The sequence below is a fragment of the Streptomyces sp. NPDC102270 genome (genome assembly GCF_044766405.1).
Classification (GTDB): domain Bacteria; phylum Actinomycetota; class Actinomycetes; order Streptomycetales; family Streptomycetaceae; genus Streptomyces.
Genome location: NZ_JBIWLX010000038.1, coordinates 14,592 through 40,507, shown reverse-complemented (window position 1 = coordinate 40,507; position 25,916 = coordinate 14,592). Strand labels below are relative to the sequence as shown.

At 69.5% G+C, this 25,916-nt stretch carries 19 protein-coding genes and 2 pseudogenes; 15 read left to right on the top strand and 6 right to left on the bottom strand.

All coding sequences use genetic code 11. The features are described 5' to 3' along the window. The first annotated feature begins 1 nt into the window (after position 1). Positions 2–3,646 carry an amino acid adenylation domain-containing protein gene (locus ACIRP7_RS43570; protein ID WP_403671961.1) on the top strand — a complete coding sequence of 1,215 codons (3,645 nt, stop codon included), beginning with the start codon at positions 2–4 and terminating at the stop codon, positions 3,644–3,646. 442 nt (positions 3,647–4,088) lie between these two features. Here the strand turns inward: ACIRP7_RS43570 and ACIRP7_RS43565 are convergent, their stop codons facing one another. The 4 genes from ACIRP7_RS43565 to ACIRP7_RS43550 form a co-directional block, all read right to left on the bottom strand. Next, positions 4,089–4,859, bottom strand: a complete 771-nt coding sequence (locus tag ACIRP7_RS43565) for a thioesterase II family protein (RefSeq protein WP_403671958.1) — start codon at positions 4,857–4,859, stop codon at positions 4,089–4,091. A 27-nt stretch (positions 4,860–4,886) separates the two neighbouring features. Further along, the gene (locus ACIRP7_RS43560; RefSeq protein ID WP_403671955.1) at positions 4,887–6,698 is read right to left on the bottom strand and encodes an amino acid adenylation domain-containing protein; all 1,812 of its coding nucleotides are present in this window, start codon (positions 6,696–6,698) and stop codon (positions 4,887–4,889) included. Positions 6,699–6,776: 78 nt separating this feature from the next. Beyond that, positions 6,777–7,781, bottom strand: coding sequence for a TauD/TfdA family dioxygenase (locus tag ACIRP7_RS43555; protein ID WP_403671952.1), 1,005 nt, complete (start codon positions 7,779–7,781; stop codon positions 6,777–6,779). Between the two features lie 271 nt (positions 7,782–8,052). Continuing rightward, entirely contained in the window at positions 8,053–8,334 is a 282-nt protein-coding gene (locus ACIRP7_RS43550) for an IS3 family transposase (RefSeq protein ID WP_403671967.1), read from the bottom strand. Here ACIRP7_RS43550 and ACIRP7_RS43545 point away from each other — a divergent pair. Continuing rightward, a pseudogene (locus ACIRP7_RS43545) lies at positions 8,263–8,871 on the top strand (hypothetical protein); the annotation flags it as partial. The gene ACIRP7_RS43550 and the pseudogene ACIRP7_RS43545 overlap by 72 nt on opposite strands. An 84-nt stretch (positions 8,872–8,955) precedes the next feature. On the opposite strand, the gene ACIRP7_RS43540 reads toward ACIRP7_RS43545, so the two are convergent. Further along, positions 8,956–9,894: a TauD/TfdA family dioxygenase gene (locus ACIRP7_RS43540; protein WP_403671949.1), complete on the bottom strand. Its 939-nt coding sequence runs from the start codon at positions 9,892–9,894 to the stop codon at positions 8,956–8,958. A 1,558-nt stretch (positions 9,895–11,452) separates the two neighbouring features. Here ACIRP7_RS43540 and ACIRP7_RS43535 point away from each other — a divergent pair. The 3 genes from ACIRP7_RS43535 to ACIRP7_RS43525 all read left to right on the top strand — a co-directional run bounded on the left by ACIRP7_RS43535 (position 11,453) and on the right by ACIRP7_RS43525 (position 14,044). After that, a complete protein-coding gene (locus ACIRP7_RS43535; RefSeq protein WP_403671946.1) occupies positions 11,453–13,234 on the top strand; it encodes a fatty acyl-AMP ligase in 1,782 nt (593 codons plus the stop codon). 33 nt (positions 13,235–13,267) lie between these two features. Then, positions 13,268–13,540 (top strand): acyl carrier protein, encoded by a 273-nt coding sequence (locus ACIRP7_RS43530; protein WP_403671943.1) that lies wholly within the window; start codon positions 13,268–13,270, stop codon positions 13,538–13,540. A 204-nt stretch (positions 13,541–13,744) separates the two neighbouring features. Beyond that, complete coding sequence (locus tag ACIRP7_RS43525; protein WP_403671940.1) at positions 13,745–14,044, top strand: hypothetical protein; 300 nt, start codon at positions 13,745–13,747, stop codon at positions 14,042–14,044. A 492-nt stretch (positions 14,045–14,536) separates the two neighbouring features. On the opposite strand, the pseudogene ACIRP7_RS43520 reads toward ACIRP7_RS43525, so the two are convergent. Continuing rightward, positions 14,537–15,207: pseudogene (locus tag ACIRP7_RS43520) on the bottom strand (ABC transporter ATP-binding protein). Between the two features lie 525 nt (positions 15,208–15,732). Between ACIRP7_RS43520 and ACIRP7_RS43515 the strand changes: the two are divergent. From ACIRP7_RS43515 to hppD, 10 genes are all read left to right on the top strand, one after another. Next, positions 15,733–16,536, top strand: coding sequence for an alpha/beta fold hydrolase (locus ACIRP7_RS43515; protein ID WP_403671937.1), 804 nt, complete (start codon positions 15,733–15,735; stop codon positions 16,534–16,536). 45 nt (positions 16,537–16,581) lie between these two features. Then, entirely contained in the window at positions 16,582–18,555 is a 1,974-nt protein-coding gene (locus ACIRP7_RS43510) for an ABC transporter ATP-binding protein (RefSeq protein ID WP_403671934.1), read from the top strand. A gap of 65 nt (positions 18,556–18,620) precedes the next feature. Further along, positions 18,621–19,466, top strand: coding sequence for a 4-hydroxyphenylpyruvate dioxygenase (locus ACIRP7_RS43505; RefSeq protein WP_403671931.1), 846 nt, complete (start codon positions 18,621–18,623; stop codon positions 19,464–19,466). Positions 19,467–19,523: 57 nt separating this feature from the next. Then, a complete protein-coding gene (locus ACIRP7_RS43500; protein WP_403671928.1) occupies positions 19,524–20,606 on the top strand; it encodes a prephenate dehydrogenase in 1,083 nt (360 codons plus the stop codon). 369 nt (positions 20,607–20,975) lie between these two features. Then, positions 20,976–21,518 carry a hypothetical protein gene (locus ACIRP7_RS43495; protein ID WP_403671926.1) on the top strand — a complete coding sequence of 181 codons (543 nt, stop codon included), beginning with the start codon at positions 20,976–20,978 and terminating at the stop codon, positions 21,516–21,518. 776 nt (positions 21,519–22,294) lie between these two features. Beyond that, positions 22,295–23,068: a transcriptional regulator gene (locus ACIRP7_RS43490; protein ID WP_403671964.1), complete on the top strand. Its 774-nt coding sequence runs from the start codon at positions 22,295–22,297 to the stop codon at positions 23,066–23,068. Then, entirely contained in the window at positions 22,999–23,418 is a 420-nt protein-coding gene (locus ACIRP7_RS43485) for a cold-shock protein (protein ID WP_403671923.1), read from the top strand. Before ACIRP7_RS43490 ends, ACIRP7_RS43485 begins: the two co-directional genes overlap by 70 nt. Then, positions 23,346–23,522: a hypothetical protein gene (locus ACIRP7_RS43480; protein ID WP_403671970.1), complete on the top strand. Its 177-nt coding sequence runs from the start codon at positions 23,346–23,348 to the stop codon at positions 23,520–23,522. The genes ACIRP7_RS43485 and ACIRP7_RS43480 overlap by 73 nt, the downstream gene beginning before the upstream one ends. A 180-nt stretch (positions 23,523–23,702) precedes the next feature. Continuing rightward, positions 23,703–24,077: a hypothetical protein gene (locus ACIRP7_RS43475; protein WP_403671920.1), complete on the top strand. Its 375-nt coding sequence runs from the start codon at positions 23,703–23,705 to the stop codon at positions 24,075–24,077. A 707-nt stretch (positions 24,078–24,784) separates the two neighbouring features. Continuing rightward, positions 24,785–25,816, top strand: a complete 1,032-nt coding sequence (hppD, locus tag ACIRP7_RS43470) for a 4-hydroxyphenylpyruvate dioxygenase (RefSeq protein WP_403671917.1) — start codon at positions 24,785–24,787, stop codon at positions 25,814–25,816. The last annotated feature ends 100 nt before the right edge of the window (positions 25,817–25,916 follow it).

The window sequence follows — 25,916 nt, the reverse complement described above, 5'->3', positions numbered from 1 at the left end:
GATCCCGATTCGGGCGACGCTGTTCGCGCTCGGTGAGGCCGAGCACGTGCTGGTGGTGGTGGTGCACCACATCGCCGGGGACGGCTGGTCGACGGCGCCGTTGGCGCGGGATGCGTCGGTGGCGTATGCGGCGCGGGCCGCGGGTCGGGTCCCGGAGTGGGAGCCGCTGCCGGTGCAGTACGCGGACTATGCGTTGTGGCAGCGGGAGGTGCTCGGGAGCGAGGACGATCCGGGCAGTGTGCTGTCCGGGCAGGTGGCGTACTGGCGCGAGGCGTTGGCCGGGGTCCCGGAGGAGTTGGAGCTGCCGGTGGACCGCCAACGCCCGGCGACGGCTTCGTACCGCGGTGAGAGCGTGGAGCTGGCCGTCTCCGCGCAGACGCACCAGCGACTGGCGGCGCTGGCCCTGGAGCGGGGAGCGACCCTGTTCATGGTGCTGCAGGCGGCGTTGGCGGTGACGTTGAACCGCCTGGGGGCGGGGGTGGACATCCCGATCGGGTCGCCGGTCGCCGGGCGCACCGACGAGGCGCTGAACGACCTGGCCGGGTTCTTCGTCAACACTTTGGTGGTGCGGACCGACCTGTCCGGTGATCCGACCTTCGGCGAGGTGCTGGAGCGGGTCCGGGAGGCCAGTCTTGGGGCGTTCGAGCATCAGGATGTGCCGTTCGAGAAGCTGGTGGAGGAGCTGTCGCCGGCTCGGTCGATGGCACGCCAGCCGCTGTTCCAGGTCGTGCTCGCCCTGCAGAACACGGCTTCGGCACGGCTGGAGCTACCCGGTCTGCGCGCCGAACGCGTGTCGCCCGGTCTGGTGCTCGGCAGGTTCGACCTGGACCTGAACCTGAGCGAGACGTTCGATGCTGACGGTGCGCCGGCCGGCTTGCGGGGTGTGCTCCTGGCGGCGGCGGACTTGTTCGATGCGGAGACCGTGCGGCGGATCGCGGGCTGGTTGGTCCAGGTTCTGGAGACGGTGACGGCGCAGCCGGGGACGCGTTTGAGCGCCGTGGATGTGATGGGCGCGGATGAGCGTCGCCTGCTCCTGGAGGAGTGGAACGAGACGGCGGTCGAGGTGGCGCCGTCGACGTTGCCAGAGCTGTTCGCGGGGCAGGTGGCGCGGATGCCGGATGCGGTGGCAGTGGTGTCTGAGGGTGTCGAGCTGTCGTATGCGGAGTTGGATGCGCGGGCGAACGGGTTGGCGCATTTTCTGCGGTTGCAGGGTGTGGGTGCGGAGTCGTTGGTGGGGTTGTGTCTGCCGCGTGGTGTGGACATGGTCGTCGCGGTGTTGGGGGTGTGGAAGGCGGGGGCGGCGTATGTGCCGTTGGATCCTGAGTATCCGGCGGAGCGGTTGGCATTCATGTTGCGGGACAGTGGTGCGTCGGTGCTGGTGGGTGTGAAGGAGGTGCTGGACGAGCTGCCGGTGGGGCGGGTTCGCACGATCGCGGTGGATGAGCCGCTGGTGGTGGGGGCCTTGGCGGGGCAGCCCGTGACGGCTCCTGAGGTCGAGGTGTTGCCTGCGCAGTTGGCGTATGTGATCTATACGTCGGGGTCGACGGGGCGGCCGAAGGGTGTGGCGGTCACGCATGGTGGGTTGGCGAACTATGTGCGGTGGGCGGCTGGGGCGTATGGGATGGAGGGGGGTGGTGGTGCGCCGTTGCATTCGTCGTTGTCGTTCGATTTGACGGTGACGAGTGTGGTGGTGCCGTTGGTGTCGGGTTCGGCGGTGGTGGCGAGTGAGGCTGGTGGTGCGGAGGGTCTGGCCGAACTGCTCAATGGCCGGGGTGGGTTCGGATTGGTGAAGGCGGTGCCGGGTCATCTGCCGCTCTTGGCCGAGCTGGTGTCGGACGAGCACGCTGCGGGTTCGACGCGTCGTCTGGTGGTGGGTGGTGAGGCGCTGCACGGTGCTGACGTACGGGCGTGGTTGGCGCGGGTTCCGGGTTCGGTGGTGGTGAACGAGTACGGGCCGACCGAGGCGGTGGTGGGTTGCTGCGTCTTCGAGCTCACCGCGGGCCAGGACATTGCCGATACGGTGCCGATCGGTCGTCCGATCGCCAACACGCGTCTGTATGTGCTGGATGGGTTCCTGCAGCCGGTTCCGGTGGGTGTGGCGGGTGAGTTGTACATCGCGGGTGCGCAGTTGGCCCGCGGCTACCTGGGTCGTGCCGGTTTGACGGCTGAGCGGTTCGTCGCCGATCCGTACGGGCCGGCGGGTGGCCGGCTGTACCGCACCGGAGACCGGGTCCGCTGGAACGCCGATGGCGAGCTGGAGTATCTGGGTCGTGCGGACGAGCAGGTGAAGATCCGGGGTTTCCGGATCGAGCCGGGTGAGGTCGAGTCGGTGGTGGTCGGGCATCCGCAGGTCGCTCAGGCGGTGGTGGTGGTGCGTGAGGACGTGCCGGGTGACAAGCGTCTGGTGGCCTACGTGGTGCCGGCCGTTGATGGTACGGGCGAGGAACTGGCGGCCGGGGTGGCTGCTTTCGCGGCCGAGTGGTTGCCGCAGTACATGGTCCCGGCCGCGGTCGTGGTCATGGACGCGCTGCCGCTGACCGTCAATGGCAAGGTGGACCGCAAGGCCCTGCCCGCCCCGCAGTATGCCGTGAGTGCGAAGGCTCCCGACGGCGCCGGCTCGCTCAGTGCCCTCGAACAGACCGTGTGCGACGCGTTCGCGAAGGTGCTGGGATTGGAGAGCGTCGGGCTCGACGACGATTTCTTCGCCTTGGGCGGGCACTCGCTGCTGGCGGTGTCGCTGGCGGAGGAGCTGCGGTCGCGTGGTTTGTCGGTGACGGTGCGCGGCCTGATCACCAACCCGACTGTGGCGGGACTGCTCAGCAGGCTGTCCTTGTCGTCGGTCAAGGACGCGCTCGGCGGCATGCTTTCCATTCGGTCGAGCGGCAGCAAGTCGCCGTTCTTCTTCGTGCATCCCGGAAGCGGGTCGAGCTGGTGCTACCTGCCGCTGGCCCGGTACATCCCGCAGGAGTATCCGCTCTACGGGTTGCAAGCCGACGGGCTCGACGGCACGAGTGAACTCGCGCCCTCCGCTGTGGAGATGGCTGCGGCGTACATTGAGCAGATTCGTTCCGTGCAGCCGAGCGGCCCCTACCATCTGGTGGGTTACTCCTTCGGGGGGACGGTGGCGCATGAGATAGCGGTGCAACTCCAGGCTGCGGGTGAGCAGGTGGCCGCGCTGGTCATTCTGGACACCTTCCCGGCGGAGCAGGACGCGGATCCCGCCGCGGTCGGCGAGGCATCCCGCAACGCTGGGGAGGCGGACCGGTCCGACGACCCGGCGAGCTCGTCGGCGTCCGGCGAGAACGACGTGCGCGCCCAGAGACTCCGGGAGCTCCGGGCGGATATGGGCGCTGTCCTGGGCGGGATCTCGGACGAGGAGCTGAGCCGCGTCCTGCGCGTCTACGAGAACAACAGCCAGCTGCGGGTGGAGCACCGGACCGGTCGGTTCGGCGGGGACGCCCTGGTGGTGGTCGCAGCGGAGGGCAAGGCGACCGATGTGCCGTGGGCGCAGCGGTGGGAGCCGTACATCTCCGGGGAGATCACCGGGGTGCGCCTTCCCTTCGCGCACGCCGACATGATGCGGCCGCACACGCTGGGCCAGGTGTGGGCCGCCGTCGAGGGGTGGCTGGGCTCGGGCCGGTCGTAGCGGTCTCCTGGGGGCGCAGCGGTAGGCACGCCGCAAGCGAAGGGGAGGGCCGTCATCCGCACCGCGGGTGGCGGCCCTCCCGTTTCCCCTTTGAGCGGGATGCCGGGAAGCCGGCCCGTCCCGTTCGGGAAGGGGCCGTCGGAAAAGGGCCCGCACCACGGGCACCTCGTCGGCGGCCTACTCCACTCTGCGAGGGCCGGGGATGATATTCCCCTGGGCTACTCAGCGTGGGGCGCTGGTGCGGCAATGCCTCCGCGGTGGGCTTGGGCTTGGGCTCTGGTCCGGGCCAGCCCGGTCACGCCCGAGTCAGAGCCCAGGTCGCGGCCGGGTCGTCGGACGGCGCGGGCTCGGGGTCGGCGGGCGGGAACGCCGAAGCGCGGGTGCCGAAGCTGTGATACAGCCTCGGCACCCGCGCTGTTGGTCCGAGAGCCTCCGGGGGGCGTCAGCGGGAGTCGAAGGCTCCGGAGAGGGCCGGGATGTAGGTCGGAATCCGACTCCAGACCTCCGGCGTGTAGAAGTGGCCGCCGGGCAGGACGTCGTGCCGGAAGTCACCGGTCGCGAGGTCCCGCCAGTGCTCGCCGGCGTTCGGCTCGATCACCGTGTCCGTCTCGCCGGTCAGGACCTGCAGCGGCACACTGACCTTCGAGCCGGGAACATAGTGGAAGGTGTCCCGGACCCGGATGTCGGCCCGCATCAGCTCGACCGCGAGTTCCTTCAGGTCCGGGTCGTTGGCGACGTGCTCGGGCAACATCCCGTGCATGGTCATCCAGCCGAGCAGCTGCTCGTCGCTGTCCTGCTGAGTCGGAGACCCGTCCTGGGCGGTCAGCCCGCGGTGGGCCGCGTTGGCGGAGGACACCACGAGCGCCTCGGGCGCGGGGCCGCCGAGCCGCTCGATGCGCACGGCGACGTCGAAGGCCATCCAGCTGCCCATGCTGTGACCGAAGAGCACATAGGGGCCCTCGGCCGCGGCGGAGAGCACGGCCTGGGTCGTGTCGTCGGCGAGGGCGTCCCAGGTCTGGGCGAAGTCCTCCATGAAGCGGCCTTCGCGGCCCGGGTAGCAGACGGCGGCGAGGTCGACGTCCGCCGGGAGCATGCCGCCCCACTGGTGGTACTGCCCGGTGCCGCCGCCGCAGAAGCCGAGGCAGATCAGGGTGCGGGCGGCGTTCTCGGTTCGGCGGGATCGGACGACGATGAGGTCCTGGGCGGTAGCCATGGGCGGGAATCCTTGTGATGTGATGGGTCAGGAGGTCTTAGGTGCTGCGGCGAGCTTGGCCTCGACGTACCCGGCCAGTTCGCGCAACTGCGGGTGCTGGTACACCTCTTTGGTCCGCACGGCGAGGCCGAGCTCGCGCTTGAGCCGGCTGATGACGCGCAGCGCGACGAGTGAGTGGCCGCCCAGTGCGAAGAAGTTGTCGTCGGCGCTGATCCGGTCCCGGCCCAGGACCTCCGACCAGACCTCGGCGAGCAGCTTCTCGACCGTTCCCTGGGGCTCGACGAACTGCTCGGCGGGTGCCGCATGCGGCGCCGGCAGTGCCTCCCAGTCGACCTTGCCATTGACGGTCAGCGGAATGGCGTCGACCGCCACGAAGACCGAAGGGACCATGAACTCGGGGAGCACTGCCGCGCAGTGGTCCCGCAACTCCCCGCCGGTCGGCGACTCGTCGGCGACGTAGTAGGCCACCAACTGGTCACCGAGCGCGGGGTCCCGGTAGCCGGTGAGCACGGCGGTGGTCACCCGGGGGTGCGAGGAGACCGCGGCCTCGACCTCGCTGAGTTCGATCCGGTAGCCGCGGATCTTGACCTGGCGGTCGACCCGGCCGATGAAGTCCAGCGAACCGTCGGCTCGCAGGCGGACCTGGTCTCCGGTGCGGTACATCCTCCCACCTTGCCCGCCACCGGGCAGGAAAGGCCCGTTGCCGTTCGCCGCGAACGGGTCGGCGACGAAGCGCTCGGCGGTGAGGGCCGGCCGGTTGAGGTAGCCCAGGGCCAGGCCCTCGCCTGCCAAGTACAGCTCGCCCGTCTCACCGGGAGCGGTCACCTGCCGGAGGTCGTCTCCGACCACGTACGCCCGGGTGCCCGGCAGCGGGTGGCCGATGTGCGCTCCTCCACCGGTGATCCAGGCACTGGTGGCGTCCACGGTGCACTCGGTCGGACCGTAGAGGTTCACCGCTTCGAGCAGCCCGTTCGCGGTCGCCTTGGATATCTCCTGCCAGGTCCGCTCCGGCACCGGCTCCCCGCCCATGAACAGACGCGGCAGCGGGCCGTCGGCAGCGCTGTCCAGCAGGCAGGTCCGCACCAGCTCCCAGTGGGAGGGAGTGAGGTCGAGGTCCTGGATGCCGTACGCGTCGAGCAGGGTCCGGAGCTGGACGGGATCGGTGCGCTGATCCTCGTCGAGGATGGCGATGGTGTCGCCGCGGCAGATCCGCGCCCACTGCTTCACCGAGGAATCGAAGGAGACACTGGCGTTCCAGCCGACGACCCGAGGCTCGTCGGCGTAGACGCCGGCCCGCTCCAGGGCCGTGACCAGGTCTGCGACGGATCCCCGTCCGACCTGGACTCCCTTGGGCCGACCGGTCGAGCCCGAGGTGTAGATCACGTACGCCGGGTCGAGCGGATGGGCGGCCACCGGTTTCGTGTCGGCGGCCTCGGGGTCGCCGGCCACGGAGTCCGGGGCGACGATGTCGAGACCGGATCCCCAAAGGACGTGGCTCGGCACCCCCACCAGCACCCGGATGCCCGCGTCCTTGGCCATGAACTCCAGGCGCTCGACCGGGTAGCGGGGGTCCAGCGGGAGGTAGGCCGCACCCGCCCGCCACAGCGCGAGCAGCGATACGACCAGTTGGGTGCTGCGCGGCAGGCTGACCCCGACCAGGTCGCCAACGCCGATGCCACGGGAGGCCAGTGCACCGGCGAGCTGTGCGGTTCGCCGGTCGAGCTCGGCGAAGGTGAGCTCACCGTCCGTGCCCCGTACGGCGATCCGGTCCGGGGCGTGCTGCGCGGTAGCGCGGAAGCGTGCTACCAGGTCAACCGGCTTCTGGGCGAGTTCAGTCACGAGAACGAGCTCCTTGTGCACAGGAATGAGACATGGCGCGGCCATCGGACCGACCTGGTCTGACGGCGCCGGTCAGGTTCAGGCGAACGCGGGCGCGGGCTCCACGGTCGGCCGGCACTCAGAGAGCTCGACCGGGTCGCCCATGGCCACCACGATCTTCCGGTCGCCGCGAAACGGATCCCGGCCGTGTGCGGTCAGGATGTTGTCGACCAGCATCACGTCGCCCGGCTGCCAGCTCTCGCGCACCGTGGTCGCGTCATAGGCCGCCTGGATGGCCCGGAGGTCCTCGTTGCTCAGCGGGACACCGTCACCGAACTCGGTGTTGAACGGGAGACCGTCGCGTCCGAACTCATCGACCAGCGCCTCCCGCAGGTCCTCGTCCAGCGCCCACTCGTTCCAGAAGAGCAGGTGGTTGAACCAGACCTCCTCGCCACTCGACGGGTGGGTGATGATGCCGGGACGGATCTGGCTTGTCTTCAGGGTGCCGTCGTCGTACCACTGGTGGCCGATGAGGTTGTCCGCGCAGTAGCGCGCGACCTCGTCCACGTCATCGGTGGCGAACGCGGTCTGCCAGTCGGTGGAAATGTGCTCGGAGTAGCTGCGCGAGAGTCGCCACCCGGCGGTCCGGATCTTCTCGACCACCTGATCGGGGAGCGCGTCGAGGACCTTCCGGCAGTCCGCGACGGGTGTCGCCCCGCCCTGCGGTGGTGCGATCAGGCAGCCGAACAACAACCGGCCGGGGAAGGTCAGCGTGTAGCTGTTCTCGTTGTGCATCCGGATCGACTGCGCGGCCGGGAGGTCCGTCGAAGAGAAGACGTCGTCGCCGAGCCGGCTGCGGGGAGTGGTCTTCTCCCGGTACGGCGTCCGCTCGCTGATGAGCACGTCTCGGATCTGCGCGAAGTCCTCGATGGTCGCCATGGGCAGACCACGCAGGTAGATCGCGCCGTATTCCCCCAGAGCCGCTGTCAGTTGCGGACGGACATCCTCGAGCCACGCGCGGACCTGTGCCATCCCGGTGAGACCGGCGACCTGCGTTATGGCCGGCTTGCCCTCAACGGCCTGCCATTTCAGCGTATGTGCCATTCGATCAGGTCCTCTCCAGTTCTTTGGACCGGTTATTGTCCCAATATTAGGAGGGTCGGTTGCGCCACGTTAAGGCGTTCAACGGGCTGATCGGCAGGCCATTGCTGCAGGCCGCAGGATCGAGCAGCTCACCGACCGCGAGTGAGGAGCCACGAAGTTTCCGGACAGGCTTCTGACCGTTATTTCAGCTGGCGATTCGCACCTTCTCGAACTCGGCGTGGACTTCGCGGGGAGGGCGGCAACCCACAGTCGATGACCGTTGCAGGCACAGTCAGCCTTCCTCGGTCGCGACATGGGTAATGCCACCGACGAGCTGCTCGCCGGGCGCATCCGCGGTGGAGTCGCGGCCGACGAGGTCCGACACCTGGCCGACCGCAGCCTGCGTGAGGTTCAACGTCTTCGGCCGTGGTAGGCAGGGCACCAGGCCCAGTTCTCGCACGAGGCGGCCGACCGACTCAACGCCTGCGGCGACGCCCCAGCGGTGCAGTTGGGCCTGGATACGCCGGTGCCCGTAGGCGCTGTCGGACGTGTCGAAGGCTTTCTCGATGAGCAATTTCAGTTCTTCGCGCCGCTGAGTTGTCGCGGATTCCGGGCGGGATCGCCAGTCACGGTAACCGGATCTGGATACGCCGAGTCGGCCGCACATGAGCTCGACGCTGCATGCGTACTTCTCGGTGTCGAGTCGCATCTTGTCGATGAACTCGTACTTGCTTGCCACCGAGGATCCTTCGCGAAGTACGCTGCGGCTTACTTCAGGAAGGTGATCTCCATCTCCAGCTCACGGTTACGTCGTGCTCGAGCTCCCAGGCGATTTCGGAGACCGTCTTCTGGGTGGCGCCAATCCTGCCTCGTTTCCTTGTTCAGGACAACCCTATTGGGTGCCTGTCCGGAAACTGCGTGGCCCCTCAGAGCTCGAAGTCCTGACCCTGATGGGCGCGGCATGTCCAACAGTGAGATCTCCGCCCACCTGTACATCAGCATGGCCACCACCAAGAGCCATGTGGCGCGCCTGCTCGCCAAGCTCAATGCACGCGACCGGGTGCAGCTCGCCATTGCCGCCCATGCGGCGAAGATCGTCCCGCCGCCTGAGTGACGCCTCGGTCGCCACCGACCCGAACCGGGAGCCCTGGTCCACCAGCTGCGGACCAGGGCTCCCGCCTGCTGCCCGGTGCTCTCAGCCCGACATGGCGACCAGGACCCGGCGGCTTCCGGCGAACGCCCTGCGCCCGTGTGCGACGGCGACGTTGTCGATGACCAGGACGTCGCCCTGCCGCCAGTCGACGTCAACGGCCAGCGTCAGTCCCTTCTCGCGCATCTCGAGCACGTACTCGTCGGGGATGGGGGAGCCATCGGCGAAGGTCACCGACTGCGGCAGCTCGTCCGCGGGGACGATGGCCGCGAGCTCGCGCATGGTCTCCTCGCCCAGCGTCGCGGGGTGCCATTGGTCCGCCTGGTTGAACCAGACCTCCTCACCGGTGAGCGGGTGCCGGAGCGTCGAGGGCCGGACCTGACGCGTCCGCAGCGCATTGCCGGCGGTCCACTCCCAGCTCACGCCCGCCTCGGCCAGCAGCTTCTCGACCTCCGCTCGGTCGGCCGTCTCGAACGTCGCCTGCCAGCTCTTGCCGAAGCCCCTGCCACCGTGCAGGTACTGCCGATAGCAGACACCGCCGCTGAAGTCCGCACGGATCCGTTCGTCGAGTGCCGCCAGCCAGGAGGCGCCGTCCAGCAGCGGAGTGGCACCTCCCGTGGTAGCCGGCTGTACGCAGCAGAAGAGCAGCCGGGAGGGCCAGGCGTGGGCGTAGGAGAGCTCGCTGTGCATGGAGATCGCGTACTCGGGCGGGTACTCCGTCGAGGTGTAGACGTTGTCGGAGACCTTGGTCCTGGGCGTGTTGCCGTGCACGTACGCGAGGCGCTCGGGCAGCAGGGCGGGCATCACGTCCGCCAAGGACGCCTCAGTGACGTCGAAACCCCGGAACAGCAGGGCCTGGTGACGGCCCAGCAGTTCGCCGACGGCGACCGAGTCGAGGTACTCCGTCAGTCCCCGGGTGGTCGCGCTGGCGCCGGTATTCTCGGGCGTGAACCGTTGCGGTGCCCAGCCCTGCTGAACGCTCATGGGGATCTCCTTGGTGGTTGGGGCGTTGGGCGTCGAGTCGGTGAACCTACGGGGGCGCCGCAGTTGGACGCACCGGTTCGGTTCGGCCGCCTGCCAGGAGCGTCGGCCGTGCCGATAGCCCGGGCGGTTGCTCGGCGTCGTTCAACCGGCGCGCCAACGCAGTTGAACGGTGGCTGTGTGATCATCAAGGACTGATCAGCCGTGTGGCCTGCACCATAGTGACGCGAGGCCGCATGGCGGAACTAGGGCTCTTGGGTGTCTGGAGGCTGGTGCGGGTGGCCTGACACGGCTTGTCGGTGGAGTCCCGACCAGGAGCCTGATCGAGGCGATGAAGAAGTGGCGCCCCTGCTGTTGGGCCGGTCTGCTGAGGCAGCCTGGGCCACCGGCGGGCCCGGTCGCACGCCGGTGTCGGAAACGGCCGGATCACGACCCTTCAGGGTGCGGCAGTGCCGTCCACAACTCGCGATTGACCGACGAACCGGCCTGACAGGACGGTCAGTTGGCCAGCGCCCTGGCCCTGAGCCGACCTACCGGCTGCGACCCGCCGTACCTCGTCGACGCCGCCTTCCAGGTGGACGACTCGTACTTCGCGGCCCGAGGAGCAGTCAGAGTGGACCCGGTGGATATCGACGAAGACGGGCCTGGCCGCGGGTTACCCGCAGTCCCCGGCAAGTGTGTTCAACGGTGTCGGGGTTGAACGGTGCTCAGGGCAACTGGAGTTGTTTCGTTGGCTGGGACGACTCGCCGAACTCAGAACCGCCGCGCGCCGCCTGCACCAGCCTTTCCGGCCTGGTGGCCTGCGCCGCCGCCATCTACCGGGACTGCCTCACCGGACAGCACGACATCGTCATCGGCCTGCCCGTCGTCGGACGCACCGAACCGTGCGAACTCGCCGTCCCCGGCATGACCTCCGACAACCTGCCGCTGCTGCTGCGGATCGAGCGTCAGGGATGCGGCACGAGCCGTGGTCGGTCCCCGAACGCCCCGGCCGCTGCGGCGGATTGCCCCGAGGCTCCGGTGATCAGCCAACCGGGCTGCAGACCGCTTCCCGCGCCACCCGCTGCCCCGGCACCCGCTTCGCGCGCGGGCCCGGCCGCCCTTGGCTGTCCGACCGCATCCCTGCGATGGAGGCCACGGCCCCTGCAGTCGTCCGGTGGGGCGACGCATGGGCTCCACCCCGTCGCCCAGGGTGAGACCGCCGCGCTCCCGGAATCCCCCGTGCCGGGGGCGCGGCATCCACCTCCGACGGTTCTCGTCCAACTGGGCACGGCGATGGTTGAACACCCGTGCTGATCATTTGCACCGAGTTGAACGCCCGCACCATCACCAGTGGTTGGGGCATAGTGGTCTGCGCCGCCAGGAACCGACGGAGTTCGGCGAGGCCGGATGTCAGGACGTCAGGACGCCTGGACCCGAATCGAGTTACCGCGGGCAGAGCTGCGGCCGAACTGCCTGATCGCGACAGTCGAGAACGACATCACTCAGCCGCGCGGCGCGCGCCGCCGTGCATGTCCGCGCGCCGCCCAGATCGACGCAGCGCCAAGCCCAAGGGGAAGCAATGGCCTTCGAGCTGACCGGCTACCGGAACCTCGGCGACGCGTTTGCCGCGCGCGTCGCCCAACACCCTGACAAGACCGCGATCACCATCTACCGCGACTCCGCCGAGGCCGCGCACGAAAGCCTCAGCTACGCCGAACTCGCCCGCCGGGCCGGCCTGCGCGCCGCCGACCTGACGCAGCACCTGGTTCCCGGCGAGCGCGTCCTCATCGCGCTGCCCACCGGCACCGAGTTCGTCGAGCTCTACCTCGCCTGCCTGCTGGCCGGTGTAACCGCCGTGCCCGCCCCGCCGGCGACCCGCTCCAGCAGCGCCGCCCAGCGCGTCGCCGCGATCGCCGCGGACTGCACCCCAGGATTGGTGTTCGCCGACGCCGGGGACGTCGACACGCTCGCCGAGCGCTTCCACGCGCAGGGCCTGGGTCGCGTCCCCGTCCGGGCCGCCTCCCCTGTGCCGGCCGGTGAGGCAGCCCCAGCGGCGCTCCGCGGCCGCCACGCCGACCATGACTCGCTCGCCGTCCTCCAGTACAGCTCCGGCTCCACCGGCACCCCGAAGGGCGTGATGCTCGCTCACGGGAACGTCCAGGCGAACCTCGCGGCCCTGCACTCCGTCATGGGCCTGAACGGTGACGACTCGTTCGGCAGCTGGATGCCGTTGCACCATGACTTCGGTCTCTTCTGTCAGCTCAGCGGCGCACTCTTCTTCGGCGCAACATCGGTCCTGATGCCGCCGACGGTGTTCGCCCGCCGGCCCGTCGAGTGGTTCCGGATGATGAGCGAACTCCGGACCACCGCCAGCTCCGCCCCCAACTTCGCGTACGGCATCGCGCTGCGCCTCATCAAGGACGAACACCTCGAAGGGCTCGACCTGTCACCGCTGCGCTTCCTGAGCAACGGTTCCGAGCCGATCCACGCGCCCACCATCGCCGCATTCACCAAGCGATTCGCGCAGATCGGCCTGCGCCCCGAAGCCGTCGTGGCCGGCTACGGCATGGCCGAGGTCACCGTCTACGCCAGCGGCACCCCCATCCCGCTCCCGCCGACCGTCCTGGTCGTCGACGCCCAGCGCCTCGCTGACGCGCACCACCCCGCGCTGGTTCCCGCCCGTGACGGCCGCGGCAAGGAGATCACCGGCCTCGGACGCCCCGAGGCCTTCGACGCCCTCATCGTCGACCCCGCCACCCTGCGCCCCCTGTCCGCCGGCGAGGTCGGCGAGATCTGGCTGCGCGGCGACAGCGTCGGCCGCGGCTACTGGGGCAAACCCGACCTCACCGCCCGTGCCTTCCACGCCCGCCCCGCCGGTGCTGACGACGCCGAACCCGGCTGGCTGCGCACCGGCGACCTGGGCGCCCTGGTGGACGGCGAGCTGTTCATCACTGGTCGGCTCAAGGAGGTGATGATCGTCCACGGCCGCAACTTCTACCCGCACGACCTCGAACACGAGGCGCGCGCCGCCCACCCCGCGCTGGAGAGGTTCGTCGGCGCCGCCTTCGGCGTCCAGGCACCCGACGAGCGGATCGTGCTGGTGCACGAGGTCAGCCCGACCGTATCGGCCGAGGAACTGCGCGCCGCCGCGGCAGCCGTCATCCGCCGCCTCACCGCCGCCACCGGTGCGCCGGTCCGCAACGTCCTGCTCGTGCGGCGCGGCAGCGTCGACCGCACCACCAGCGGCAAGATCCAGCGCGCCGCAATGCGCGACCGCTTCCTGGCCGGCGCGATCACTGCTCTGCACACCGAACTCGAATCAGCGGTACGGCAGCTGACGGCAGGAGCCGAAGCCCTGTGACGCCCGCCCGCACCGGCACCGCACACGGGGATCGTGAACCGGTTGGCTGTGGCTGCAGGACGAGTACGGGCTCACGGGCGCGGATCGGGTGCTGCGGAAGATACCATTCTCGGCGGTCACTCGCTGCTGGTCACGCGACTGGTGGGCCGACTGCGCGGCGACGTCGGAGTGAACCTGCCGATGCCGCCCCTGTTCGAGATGCCGACCCCGGCCGGGCTCGCCGCCTGGCTTGCCGATCAGACCGTCGGCCCGAAGAAGGCCAGGCCCGCGCTGCGACCGATGCGGAAGCAGGAGGAGTCCCGGTGATATCACTGTCGTTCTCGCAAAGAGTCGGCTCTTTCCTTGCGCAGTTCCAAGGGCCGAACGCGACCTACAACAACCGCATGGTGCTGCGCCTGACCGGCAAGCTGGACCATCGGGCGCTCAGCGCGTCCCTGCGGGACGTGATCGGGCGCCACGAGGTGCTGCGCGCCACGTTCCCACTGCTCGACGGCCGCCCCTCAACAGATCGTGGAGCTCGACGCCCTGTTGTGGAAGCTGTCGGTGGTCGAGGTCGTCGACCCGGAACAGTCAGGCGAACCGGGTGAACCGGCAGCGCTCGACCTTGCCGCCGCAGAGGTCCCGGCGAAGCTTCCGGGAGGGACGGTCGACGCTGCGGACCTGGCCGGCGCGGTGGCTCGGGCAACCGCGTACACATTCGACCTGGCCGCGGAGTGCCGCTGCGGGCCTGGCTCGCGGCGTCTTGGAGACGACAGCGGGGGGATGCCGACGGCGATCATGATGCTGGCCGCAGTATGGCGTAGGTCGTGAAGGCCGATCTTCGGTAGGTCGAGTTCGGCGGTGCGTTTGCGGAGTTGGTCGAGGACCCGCTGCGGGCGCAGGGGCTCGCCGCACGGGCGGGCGAAGACGAGGCCTTCGAGGCGGCTGTCGGGGTGGGCGGCCATCTGGAGGGCGGCTTGGCGGTGGGCCATGGCTCTTGGGGAGAGGCTGATCCAGGCGCGGCTGGCTTCGGTCTTGGGTTCGCTGAGGTGGATCTTCCCGTTGCTCACGGCGGTCAGGGTCCAGCGGACGTATCGCCTACGAGGCGGGCCTGGTCTCCGTGTCCCAGTGACGCACGCACCGTGACGTCCCGGCGTCCCGGTGATCACGTGCAGGACGGCCGAGGCCGGCCACCTCGACGGGGGAATGGAGAAGTGGCGGCCTCGGCCGTCGGCTGAGAGGGGCTCGGGCCGCGACGCCGTTGCGACGTCCGCCCGGCGGGTCCGCGCACCGGTGGCGGGGCACCGGCGCGCGAACCCGCGGTCAGCTCGTGCGCTTGGCGTCGAAGCGCCGCATACGTTCCAGCACGGAATCAGCCGTCGGGTTGGTCATCTCGTCCACGATGCGGCCATCGGCCAGATACAGCACGCGGTCCGAGTAACTCGCCGCCACCGTGTCGTGGGTGACCATCACGAACGGTCTGCCGCAGTTCGTCGACCGAGCGGCGTAGGAAGTCAGGACCTTTGCGCCGGCCCAGGAGTTGAGGTTTCCGGTCGGTTCGTCGGCGAAGATGATCTCGGGACGGGGTGAGTGCCCGGGCCACGGCGACCCGCCGCTGCCGGCCTCCGGAAAGCCCGGAAAGCGGGGAGGGCCGAGCCGCTCCGCCAGGCCGACCGTGGCCACGAGATGGTCCAGCCACGCCTGGTCCGGCCGACGCCCGGCGATGCGATCGGCAAGGTGATGTTCTCCAGCGCGTTCGGCGTGGGAAGCAGGTTGAAGGCCTGGAAGAGGAAGTCGATCTTGCCCCGGCGGAGCCGGGTCAGCTCCCTGTCCTTGAGTCCGGTCGCCTCGGTGGAGCCGATCCAGATCCGGCCCTCGGTGACCGTGTCGAGGCCGGCCAGGCACTGCATCCGGACAGGCGCTGCATCAGGGTCGACTTGCATCGAACCGGAGGGACCCATGATCGCGGTGAGCCTCCCGAGGGGGATGTCCACGTCGACCGCGTCGAGGGCCGTGACGCGGGTCTCTCCGGCACCGTAGGTCTTCGTGACGCCCCGCGCGGAGGCCGCTGTCGTGGCCCCGCCCGGTGCGGCGGCCGCTTGTGCGGCCGTGGATGCTGTCGTCACTGGTCGCTCCTGGCTTGTACGTGGCTCGCACGCCACCCCGGGGAGGCGAACCGGCCCTCTCAAAGCAGAGCGGCCGGAGGGCCGCTGCCGAAGCGGCATCCCGGGGACGGAACGCCGGCGTCATCCGATGGACGGAGGGGTGTCGCCCGGTGTGTGCTCAACTGCGTCGCCGCGGCGGTTGAACACCCGCGGTGCGGGTGTCCGCGGTCGGCGACCCTTGATCGCCGCAGCGCTGCGATGCCATCGTGAGCCGCGGCGCAGCAGGGGTGAGCCGCGCATAACAGCCTGTCCTGGAAGCAGAGCTGGAACGAGATCGCCGGCGAAGCGGCCACCCGGGACCGCTCCCGCGCCGCGCGGGGCGTGTGTGTCACCCCCTACGAGAAGGAGCTCGTCATGCCATTCGTGAGCACCAACGGCATCCGGCTCTCCTACCAGCGGTCGGGGAGCGGTGTGCCCGTCCTGCTGATCATGGGGTCCTCGGCCTCGGGCCGGGTGTGGACCCTGCACCAGACACCGGCCCTGAATCGTGCCGGGTACGAGACGGTCGCCTTCGACAACCGGGGCGTTCCCCCGTCCGACGCGCCTGGGGGCGACTACGCGCTCGCCGACCTGGTGGCCGACACCAAGGGCCTCATCGAGCGGCTCGAGCTGGGACCCTGCCACCTTGTGGGAACATCGCTGGGCTCCATGGTCGCCCAGGAGCTGGCGCTCGCCGCGCCCGAACTGGTCCGTTCGGCGGTGCTGATCGCCGGCAGAGCCCGGTCGGACACCTTCCGGCGGGCCCAGCTCGCCGCGGACAAGGCGCTGCGGGAGAGTGGGGTGCGGTTGCCCGCCGACTACGAGGCGGTCAAGACCGTCGCCGAGATGTTCTCGCCGGCGACGCTCAACGACGACGCCGCCGTCGGCCCGATGCTGGAACTCTTCGAGCTGGCCGGAGGCGGGAACACCGCCACGGGGCAGGCAGCGGTCGTCGAGCGGCTCGACGACCGCCGGGAGGCGCTGGGCGACATCACCGTGCCGTGCCGGGCCATCGCGTTCGCGGACGACCTGATCAGCCCGCCCCACCTGGTCGCCGAGGTGGCCGACGCCATCCCTGGCTGCGACTTCGTGGAGATACCGGACTGCGGCCACCTGGGCTACTTGGAACGCCCGTACGAGGTCAACGCGGCCGTCATCGAGTTCTTCGACAAGTACTGAGCACGCGGCGGCGCGCCATGCGCGGCTGCATGAGAAGCGAGGCGGATGTCCGTGTCGATGATGGGTGGCGGAGGCCCGGCCCCGGGCCCGGCAGGGCTGCGGCTGGACGATGAGTCGATCACCCGGCAACGGATCAGGCCGGGTACGGTGCGCCGGATCATCCCGTATACGAAGAAGTTCCGCGGGTCGCTGCTGCTGCTGATGCTGACCACGGTCGTCAACGCGGGCACCGCGGTCGCCACCCCGCTGATATTGAAAATGATCATCGACGACGGCATCGAGCCGAGGGACCGTTCAGTCGTGGTGGGGCTGTGCCTGGCGGTCGCCGGACTGGCGCTGGTCGACGCCGCGGCGGTGTACGTCCAGAGCTGGTGCTCGGCTCGGGTCGGCGAGGGCATCGTCTACGAGCTGCGCACCCAGGTCTTCGCCCATGTGCAGGAGCAGCCCCTGGCCTTCTTCACCCGGGCACAGACCGGTGCGCTGGTCAGCCGGCTCAACGCCGACGTCGTCGGTGCCCGGCAAGCGGTCACCACATTGCTGTCCCAGTCGGTCTCCACGCTTCTGACGCTGGTCCTCGTGCTCGGTGCGATGTTCTACCTGTCGTGGCAGATCACCGTCGCCGCGCTGGTGATGATTCCGCTCTTCCTCGTGCCGGTTCGGCTCATCGCCCGCCGCCTGCAACGGCTCACCCGGGAGACGATGCAGCTCGACGCCGAGATGAGCTCGATGATGAACGAGCGCTTCAACGTCTCCGGGGCGATGCTCGCCAAGCTCTACGGCCGCTCGACGGACGAGGAGACGATGTTCGCGGGCAAGGCCGCCCGGGTGCGGGACGTCGCCGCGGTCGGCGTAGTGTGGGGGCGGCTCCTGTTCATCATCGTCAGCGTCCTTACCGCCATGACCACGGCTCTTGTCTACGGCCTCGGAGGCGTCCTCACCATCGACGGGACGCTGGAGATCGGCACGCTGGTGGCCATGGTGACGCTGCTGCTTCGGCTGTACGGGCCGATCAACCAGCTGACGACCATGCAGTCGACCGCGATGATCGCCCTGGTCAGCTTCGACCGGGTGTTCGAGGTGTTGGATCTGAAGCCCATCGTCAGCCAAAGCCCCACGGCGCGCGCGCTGCCTGCCGCCGATTCCGCCCCCGACATCGAGTTCGACCACGTCTCATTCCGGTATCCCGTCGCGAAGGAGGTCTCCCTCGCCTCCCTGGAGACCATCGCGCTGCGCAGGCCGGAACGCGCCGACAACGTCCTCACCCTGGACGAACTGACCTTCCGCGCTCCTGCCGGCAAGCTCACCGCCCTGGTCGGCCCGTCAGGAGCGGGCAAGACCACCATCACCCATCTGGTGCCGCGCCTCTACGACCCCAACGAGGGCCAGGTGCGCATCGGCGGCCACGACATCCGCGACCTGACCCTGCAGTCGCTGCGGGACACCGTTGGCGTGGTCACCCAGGACGCGCACCTCTTCCACGACACACTGCGCGCCAACCTGCTCTACGCCCGGCCCGACGCCGACGAGAAGGACCTGACGGAGGCATGTCGGGCAGCCCTGATCTGGGACACCGTCCAGGCGCTCCCCGACGGCCTCGACACCGTGGTCGGCGACCGGGGGTACCGGCTGTCCGGCGGGGAGAAGCAGCGCATCGCCCTCGCGCGGCTGCTGCTGAAGGCACCGGCCGTCGTCGTCCTCGACGAGGCCACCGCCCACCTCGACTCCGAGTCGGAGGCCGCCATCCAGCGAGCTCTGAAGACCGCGCTGGCCGGCCGTACGTCACTCGTGATCGCCCACCGCCTGTCCACCATCCGCGAGGCCGATCAGATCCTCGTGGTCGAGGCGGGCCGGATCCGTGAGCGCGGAACCCACGCGGAGCTGATCAGCCAGGGCGGGCTGTACGCCGACCTGTACCGCACCCAGTTCGCCGAGCAGGCGCCCGAGGACACCGACGTCGCGTCCGGGGTGCCCCAGCCCGATCTCGTGCCGCCTGTTCAACTGCCGCACGGTCACAGTTGAACAGTGGATCTCACGGAGCGCCCGGACCGCCGACCTCCGCCCCACCGCTCGCAGGAAGGACAGGCATGGCAGCGCGCGACATCGCGTACGTCGAGCTGTACGCCAAGGACAAGCAGCAGACCGCCCACTCCTTTGTCTCGCTGGGCTTCACCTGCGTGGCGGACTCGGTGGCGCCGGACCGCAGTTCCCTGCTGCTTCGGCAGGGCGCCGCCCACCTCGTCATCACTTCGGGTCCCGCGACCTGGAAGTTCCTGGACACGCACGGGGAGGGCGTCGCGGACATCGCCCTGCTCTGCGCCGACGTCACGGCGACGGCGCAGCGGGCCGTGCGGGTCGGCGCCGGCCTGACCGGTTCCATACGCGGCAACCCGATCCTGTCCGTGGCCGGTGGCCTCACCCACACCCTGCTGCCGGCCACGCGGACCGCGGATCTGTTGCCGGCGGGCCACCGCTGGGTCGAACTGCCCCAGGATCTCGGGCCGTCGGCTGAAGGGAACTGGCGGCTCGACCGGGTGAGCATCGCGGTCGACGGGCCGGATCCGGAGGCGTACCTCCCCCTCTACGTGGACGCCTTGGGGTTCGTCCGGCAGCGGCCGGGAAACGCGTCCGGGGCTGCGCAGGAACCGTCAGCCGTCCTTCTGGAATGCGCCGACGGCGGCACGACCCTCGCCTTCTTCCGGCATCAACCACGCCCTCTGTCAGGGGAGTCCACCTCACAGGCGGGGGACGATGACAGGCCCGGCGTGCGGCAGCTGTCCTTCCTGGTCGATGACATCGCCGCCGCACGCCCTCCCCGCCTGAGCGGCGCCCTCCCCATCGAACTCGTCCAGCGCGGCGGGTCCGGCGGCGATGCCGCACAGGTCCTGGCCCCGCGGAAAGCGGGGAACCACCACCGGCTGACCGCCGGATGATCCCGCCCGCCGCCTTTGACACCGGCCACCGGACCGCCGGAGAAGGAAGTAGCTGTCATGCGCTCCGCAGTTGTGGTCGGCACCGGCCTCATCGGAACATCCGTCGCGCTCGCGCTCAGCGCCCAGGGCGTGGCGGTGCACCTGCGGGACGCGGATCCCGAGGCGGCCGACATCGCCGCCTCCTTGGGCGCCGGGACCGTGGAGGCCCCGACCGCGGCTGCCGACCTGGCCGTGCTGGCGGTGCCTCCCGCCCTGGTCGGCAGCGTCCTGGCCGACGCTCAGGCGGCCGGGATCGCCCGCCACTACACCGACGTGGCGAGCGTCAAGGCGGAGCCGCGGGAGGACGTCGTCGTGCTCGGCTGCGACACCGCCCGCTACATCGGCGGTCATCCCATGGCCGGCGGAGAAGTCAGCGGACCCACAGCCGCCCGCGCCGACCTGTTCGAAGGCTGCACCTGGGTGCTCACTCCGACGACGGACACCGGCACGGAGACGCTCAACACCGCCCTGGAGCTCGTGGCGACCTGCGGGGGCACCCCCGTCGTGATGGCGGCCGCCGAGCACGACCGCGCGGTCGGCCTCGTCTCCCACGCCCCGCACGTCGTGGCGGCGTTGGTCGCCAAACGCCTTGCCAAGGCGGGCGAACGGGCGGTGAGCCTCGCCGGGCCGGGCGTGCGGGACCTCACCCGGATCGCGGGCGGTGATCCGGACCTATGGGCCGACATCCTCTCGGCCAACGCGGGTATCGTCGCCGACATCTTGGAAGAGCTGGGCTCCGACCTGGGGGACGCTGTGGCCGCCCTGCGCGCCATGGCGGCCACGGACGAGGCCAAACGCGATGCCGGCCGACAGTGCGTCGACGACCTGCTGCGCCAGGGCAGGTCGGGCCGTCGGCGGATCGCCGGCAAGCACGGCATCTTGCCCGCCCGCTACCGGACGCTCGGAGTGGTGGTGGGCGACCAACCCGGCCAGCTGGCCCGGCTGTTCTCCGACGCCGACCGATCCGGCGTCAATATCGAGGACATCCATCTGGAACACTGCACGGGTCGGCTCACCGGCGTCGTCCGGCTGAGCGTCGACCAGCGCGCCGCACCTGCCCTGGAGGACGCGCTCCACTCCCAGGGGTGGCGCATTCAGTGAGGGGCTCGGCCCACGGGCGTACGTCGACGGGATGAAACGGCACCGGGCCGGGCAACGGCATGATCCGATGTGCCCTCGTGGGGGGACGCGCCGGGTCAGCAGCCGGTCCTGGCCTCGTACCGTCAGGCGCCGTCGGTGGGGAACACCGCGGCAGGGCTGGACGGACCGGAAGGACTGATGTGGCGTGGCACCCCAGCGAACCCCGGCCCGTCGTATTACCGACAGACCGCCGGCCGGGCGGCCGTGATCCGCGGCGAGCGTGACCGGGGCCGGCTGCTACGGCGCGCTCTTTCTCAGGGGCGGCCCCTGGATCGGCACTCCGCTCCGCAGTCCGCCGTCGCGCCGTGGGCGGCGGCATGGTGGAACCTGATGCACCCCGAGGCCGCGGAGCTGGTCGGGGCGGTGCGCCCGGGGGCCGTCTGCCTGGTCGTGGGCGGTGCCTGTGACATCTGCACGGGGGCGCTGTCGCTGCTCGCCGGGACCGGTGGCCAGGTGCACTGTCTCGGCTCGCCGGACCGGCCCGCCCGGTGGTCGGCGATGGCCTCGATGCTGGGCGGAGCCGACGTTGTCGTACACCGGTCCACGGACGGGGTGGACGCCGTGTGCGCGCAGGCGGAACTGCCCAAGGTCGACTTCATCAAGGCCGATGTCCGGAAAGCCCAGCCAGGCCTGCTGTTGGACGCCTTCGTCACGCTGCTGCGCGACCGGCCGGCCCTGCTGCTGCGCATCGGCCCTGGCGGACCGGTCCGCCAGGGCCGATGCGAGCCGGACATCGTCAGCAGCCTCACTCGTTCCCTGGCGTACGAGGGGTACCGCTGGCAGGGAGGGGACTGGCGGCCGGTCACGTCCGCTGTGCGGGACGAGGGAAAGTACCTGTTCAAAACCTGCGAGATTCCGACGGGGCCACCGTGAAAACAGAACCGTTGGTCAAAAAGACCGTCGGTGGCACGGAGCGCCACTGGCCAATGCGGAATGGGCCCCTCAAAGATCGGTATGGAATCCGTAAGGACTTCGCCGATTGAGGCCTGAGTGGCTCGACACGACATGCGGTACACGTGAGCATTGCTTGTAACCAACCGGCAACATCTAGAGCGGGGCGGGGGCGATGATCTCGGTGAAAGGTGCTGGGGATCCCGGGCGTCAGGCCCGGACAGAGTATCCGCCAGGTCGATTCCTGTCGCTTTGACCAACTCAAGCGCAATGTGACCGGAACCCTTTGTTCCGTATGATCCTCGCGTCCGACCCAGTGCTTCATGTCGATGGTCGGGACGGCATGGCCCGGCGGTGAGCTGGAATTCCCCTGCCCTGAGATCCCGCGAGCGTCAGGTACGGAGCAGTCAACCAACGGGGTGAGTAGATTGCATCAACCATTTCCAGCCAGAGTCCCTCACGCTGTCGTCAACCCTCCATCGGCCGCTGATGCCCACACCACGGGCACCGGTGGCGATGGATCCGGAATCTCAGAGTCCGGATCACCGTCGCCCCAGGTGCGGCCAAGCCCCGAGTGTGTACCCATATCGACTTTACTTCCCGGTATTTCGCCCCGGTCCGAAGGACCGGACACGGAACACGTCGCTCGCCTCGTTGAAATCGAAGACGCTCTTCCGCCCATTCTCGTCGACCGCCGCACCATGCGGGTGATCGACGGAATGCACCGTCTGATGGCTGCCTTCGTTCGAGGCGACCAGATGATCAGCGTGGAATTCTTCGAGGGCAGCACCGAGGACGCGTTCCTACATGCGGTACAGGCGAACGTGACGCATGGTCTTCCACTGTCGCAGGCCGACCGTCGGGCCGCCGCGGCCAAGATCGTCGCCTCGCACCCGCACCTGTCCGATCGGGCCATCGCACGTGCCGCGGGCCTGGGTGCCAAGATGGTGGCCGGGATCCGCCGTCAGGCCGGCGGGGTGGTGCAGCTGCACGCCAGGGTCGGCAGGGACGGCAAGGTCCGCCCGCTGAGCAGTGATGAAGGACGCAGACGGGCGGCGGAACTGATCGCCGAGCGCCCGGACGCCTCACTGCGGGAGATCGCGCGGCTGGCGGGGATCTCTCCGGCGACGGTCAGCGACGTCCGCAGGCGCCTGCGGGCCGGCGAGCCCCCGGTGGTCTCCGGCGAGCAGCCGGCGCAGGGGGGCAAGGCAACCGACGCACCCACGCGGGTGCGAAGGCTGCGCGGCGAGCGCAAGGAGGAACTGCTCGACGCCGATCTCATCATCGTGCTGGAGAAGCTGCTGCGCGACCCCTCCCTGCGGCACAAGGAGGAGGGCAGGAACCTGCTGCGCCTGCTGCACCAGAACGCCATCGGAATGCGCCAGCGCTCAGAACTCACCGCCGCGGTCCCACCGCACTGCGGTGCGCTGGTGGTGAACCTCGCCCGGCATTACGCGGAGACGTGGCTGGAGTTCGCCCAGAAGCTCGACGAGAAGGTGCAGTCGGCCCGCCGTCCCGCCGCGGGAGAGTGACGGGATCAGTGCGCTCCGGTGTTGTGGCATACAGAGACGGCTTCTCGGAGGTTGGTGTGGTCGCCGGTCGTGTGGCGAGGTTCGACGGTGCTCGAGGATATGGGTTCATCGCCCCGGACAACGGTGAGGAGGACGTCTTTCTGCACGCCAACGACCTCCTCATTCCCGAGGCCCACCTGAGGTCCGGCCTCGCGGTGGAATTCGATATCAACGTCGGTGACAGGGGTCCGCAGGCGTCCTCGGTGCGGCTGGCCGAGGGGCCGAATTGCCTCTTCCAGTGGCACGGAACTCGGCGGGAGCCAACGTTGTCGACGACGTCGTGCGCGAGGACGAGTTCACCGTGGACCTGACTCGACTCCTGCTCCGCACGTCATCGCTGACGACTGTTCAGATTGTCGAGATCAGACGAGAGCTGACGGCGTTCGTCAAGAAGCACGGCTGGGTCGAGGGCTGAGCTCAACCGGCTGACAGCGGCCGGAGCGGGACACTCGACGGAAGACCCATGGTCGTCCTGCTCCTCGCCTCACTGCTGCCAGGCGAGTCCCCACGCTCCCAGGGATACGACGCCGAACCCGTCGCGAGACTCATGACCGTGGACCAGCCGCTTCCCCCCATCCTGAGGAAGCGGCGCACGATGCGGATCAACGACGGGACACACCGCGTGCTCGCCGCCGTCGCGCAGGGCCGGCAGACGATCGAGGCAGAACTCTTCGGTGGAACCGGCGAGGACGCCTTCCTGTTCGCCGTGTCGGCGAACGTGGACCACGGACTGCCGCTGTCACCGGGCGATCGCCTGCATATCGGGTCTCTGCGCAACGCGGTGGCCGCGCTGCGCGCTGGTTCAAGTGAGGGCCAGCCGCAGTTGAACGCCAGACGCGGCCGGGACGGCCGGATGTGCCCCCTGGACGCCGCCAAGGCCCTGCCGCGGGCGGCAGAACTCATCACCGAGCATCCCGACGCCTCGCTGCCACATCGCCGCACTGGTCGGGCCCCCGGCGGCCGTGATTGACGTCCGCAGACGCCTCGCGTCCGGCCTGCCGCCGGCCGGACCGAAGCACGACCCGGCCGGGCCCGCGAATGAGGACGGAACCGTTCCGGACGGCACGGGGAGGGCGGAGCCGGCAGCGGCCACCGCGGGTGGCGGGCCCGGCTGCGCGGGAGAGCCGCGCGCGTCCCGGATGGCCTCGTGTCAAGGAAAGCGCCAGCCGGCGCCCGATCCAGACGCGGTGATCGAACAGCTGATGGGCGATCCTTCGCTGCGGCGGCGCAAGGACGGGGGGCCCGCTGCGTCTGCTCCAGTACAACGCCGTCGTCCTGCGGGAACGGTCCCGGCTTATCGCCGCGGTGCCACGCACTGGCGCGCCCTCATCGCGCAACTCGCGCACCAGTACGCCAGGAAATGGAGCGCTTTTGCGCAGGAGCTGGAGGAGTGCGACAACGGGGCAGCGCGCGCCGAGCGCCGGCGGCTGGCCGGGATTTGTTAACCGCCCATGCCGTTGATTAACGGCGCCACTCCCGAGATAGTGGTCGGGTATTCCTCTTGAGCGATCCCATTCTTCGGGCAATCGAGACCGGATGCGCGCTGTATTTTGCTGTCGACCGCCGCTTCGATCCGCCGAGCATGAGGGGGCGAAGCCGCTCCGATTGATTTCACGGCACAGGAATGACCGCTGCTCGGCCGCTCCTGGCCATTCTGCTTTCGGGAGGGTTCTCAAAATGACAGTGCGCGACATCGCCTATGTCGAACTGCTCACCAGCGATGAACAGGGCACCGTCGGTTATTTCCAGGCGGCGATGGGCTTCAGTCAGGTGGCCAGGTCCACGGAGTCCGAACGAAGCTCGGTGTTCCTGCGGCAGGGAGACGTATGCCTCGTCGTCTCCTCGGGCCCGGCGACCTGGAAGTTCCTGGACGCCCATGGCGACGGCGTCGCGGACATCGCCCTGCGCTGCGACGACGTCGTACGTACCCGGGACGCGGCAGCGGCGGCCGGGGCGAGGATCATCACGCCGGGAACGAGAAGCCGCACGGTCGTCTCGGGATTCGGGGACGTCTGCCACACCCTGCTGCCCGCAGCCGAAAACGCCGGTCCGGTCCTGCCCGACGACCGTTCCTGGATACCCGAGCCCACCCCAGGCACACGGCAGTCCCGCCCTGACCCCATCCGCCTGCTCGACCACGTCGCCGTCTGCCTGGAGGGCGGCACCCTGGAGGAGTACGCCGACCTCTACCGGGACGCCTTCGGGTTCTCCCGCTACTCCTCGGAGTACGTGGACGTCGGAGGACAGGCCATGGACTCCATCGTCGTCCGCAGCGCGTCGGGACGTGTCACCTTCACCCTCGTCGCGCCGGACCCCCGCCTGGGGTCCGGGCAGCTCGACGCGTACCTGGAACGCAACGCGGGCCCGGGCGTCCAGCACCTGGCGTTCCTCGTCGACGACATCGTCCCCACCGTGCACGCATTCCGTGGGCGGGGCGTGGACTTCCTGAACACGCCTGCCAGTTACTACGGCATGCTCCTCGAACGGCACGATGGGCTGCACTCGGAGATCGATTCTCTGCGGGCCGCCCACGTTCTCGCCGACCGGGACGAATGGGGCTATCTGCTCCAGCTGTTCAGCCGCTCGCCCTACGAGCGCAACACCCTCTTCTACGAACTCATCCAGCGCCGCGGCTCCCGCGGTTTCGGCAGCTCCAACATCAGGGCCCTCTACGAGGCAGTGGAGCGAGACCGGCTGAAGGCCGAATGACCGGCGCGGCTCCGGGACCGGTAGCCGAGGACGCTTTCACCCTGCACGACTTGGCGCGTCTCGCCCGCGCCCGGCTGGCCCCGGAGACCCGGGATTTCCT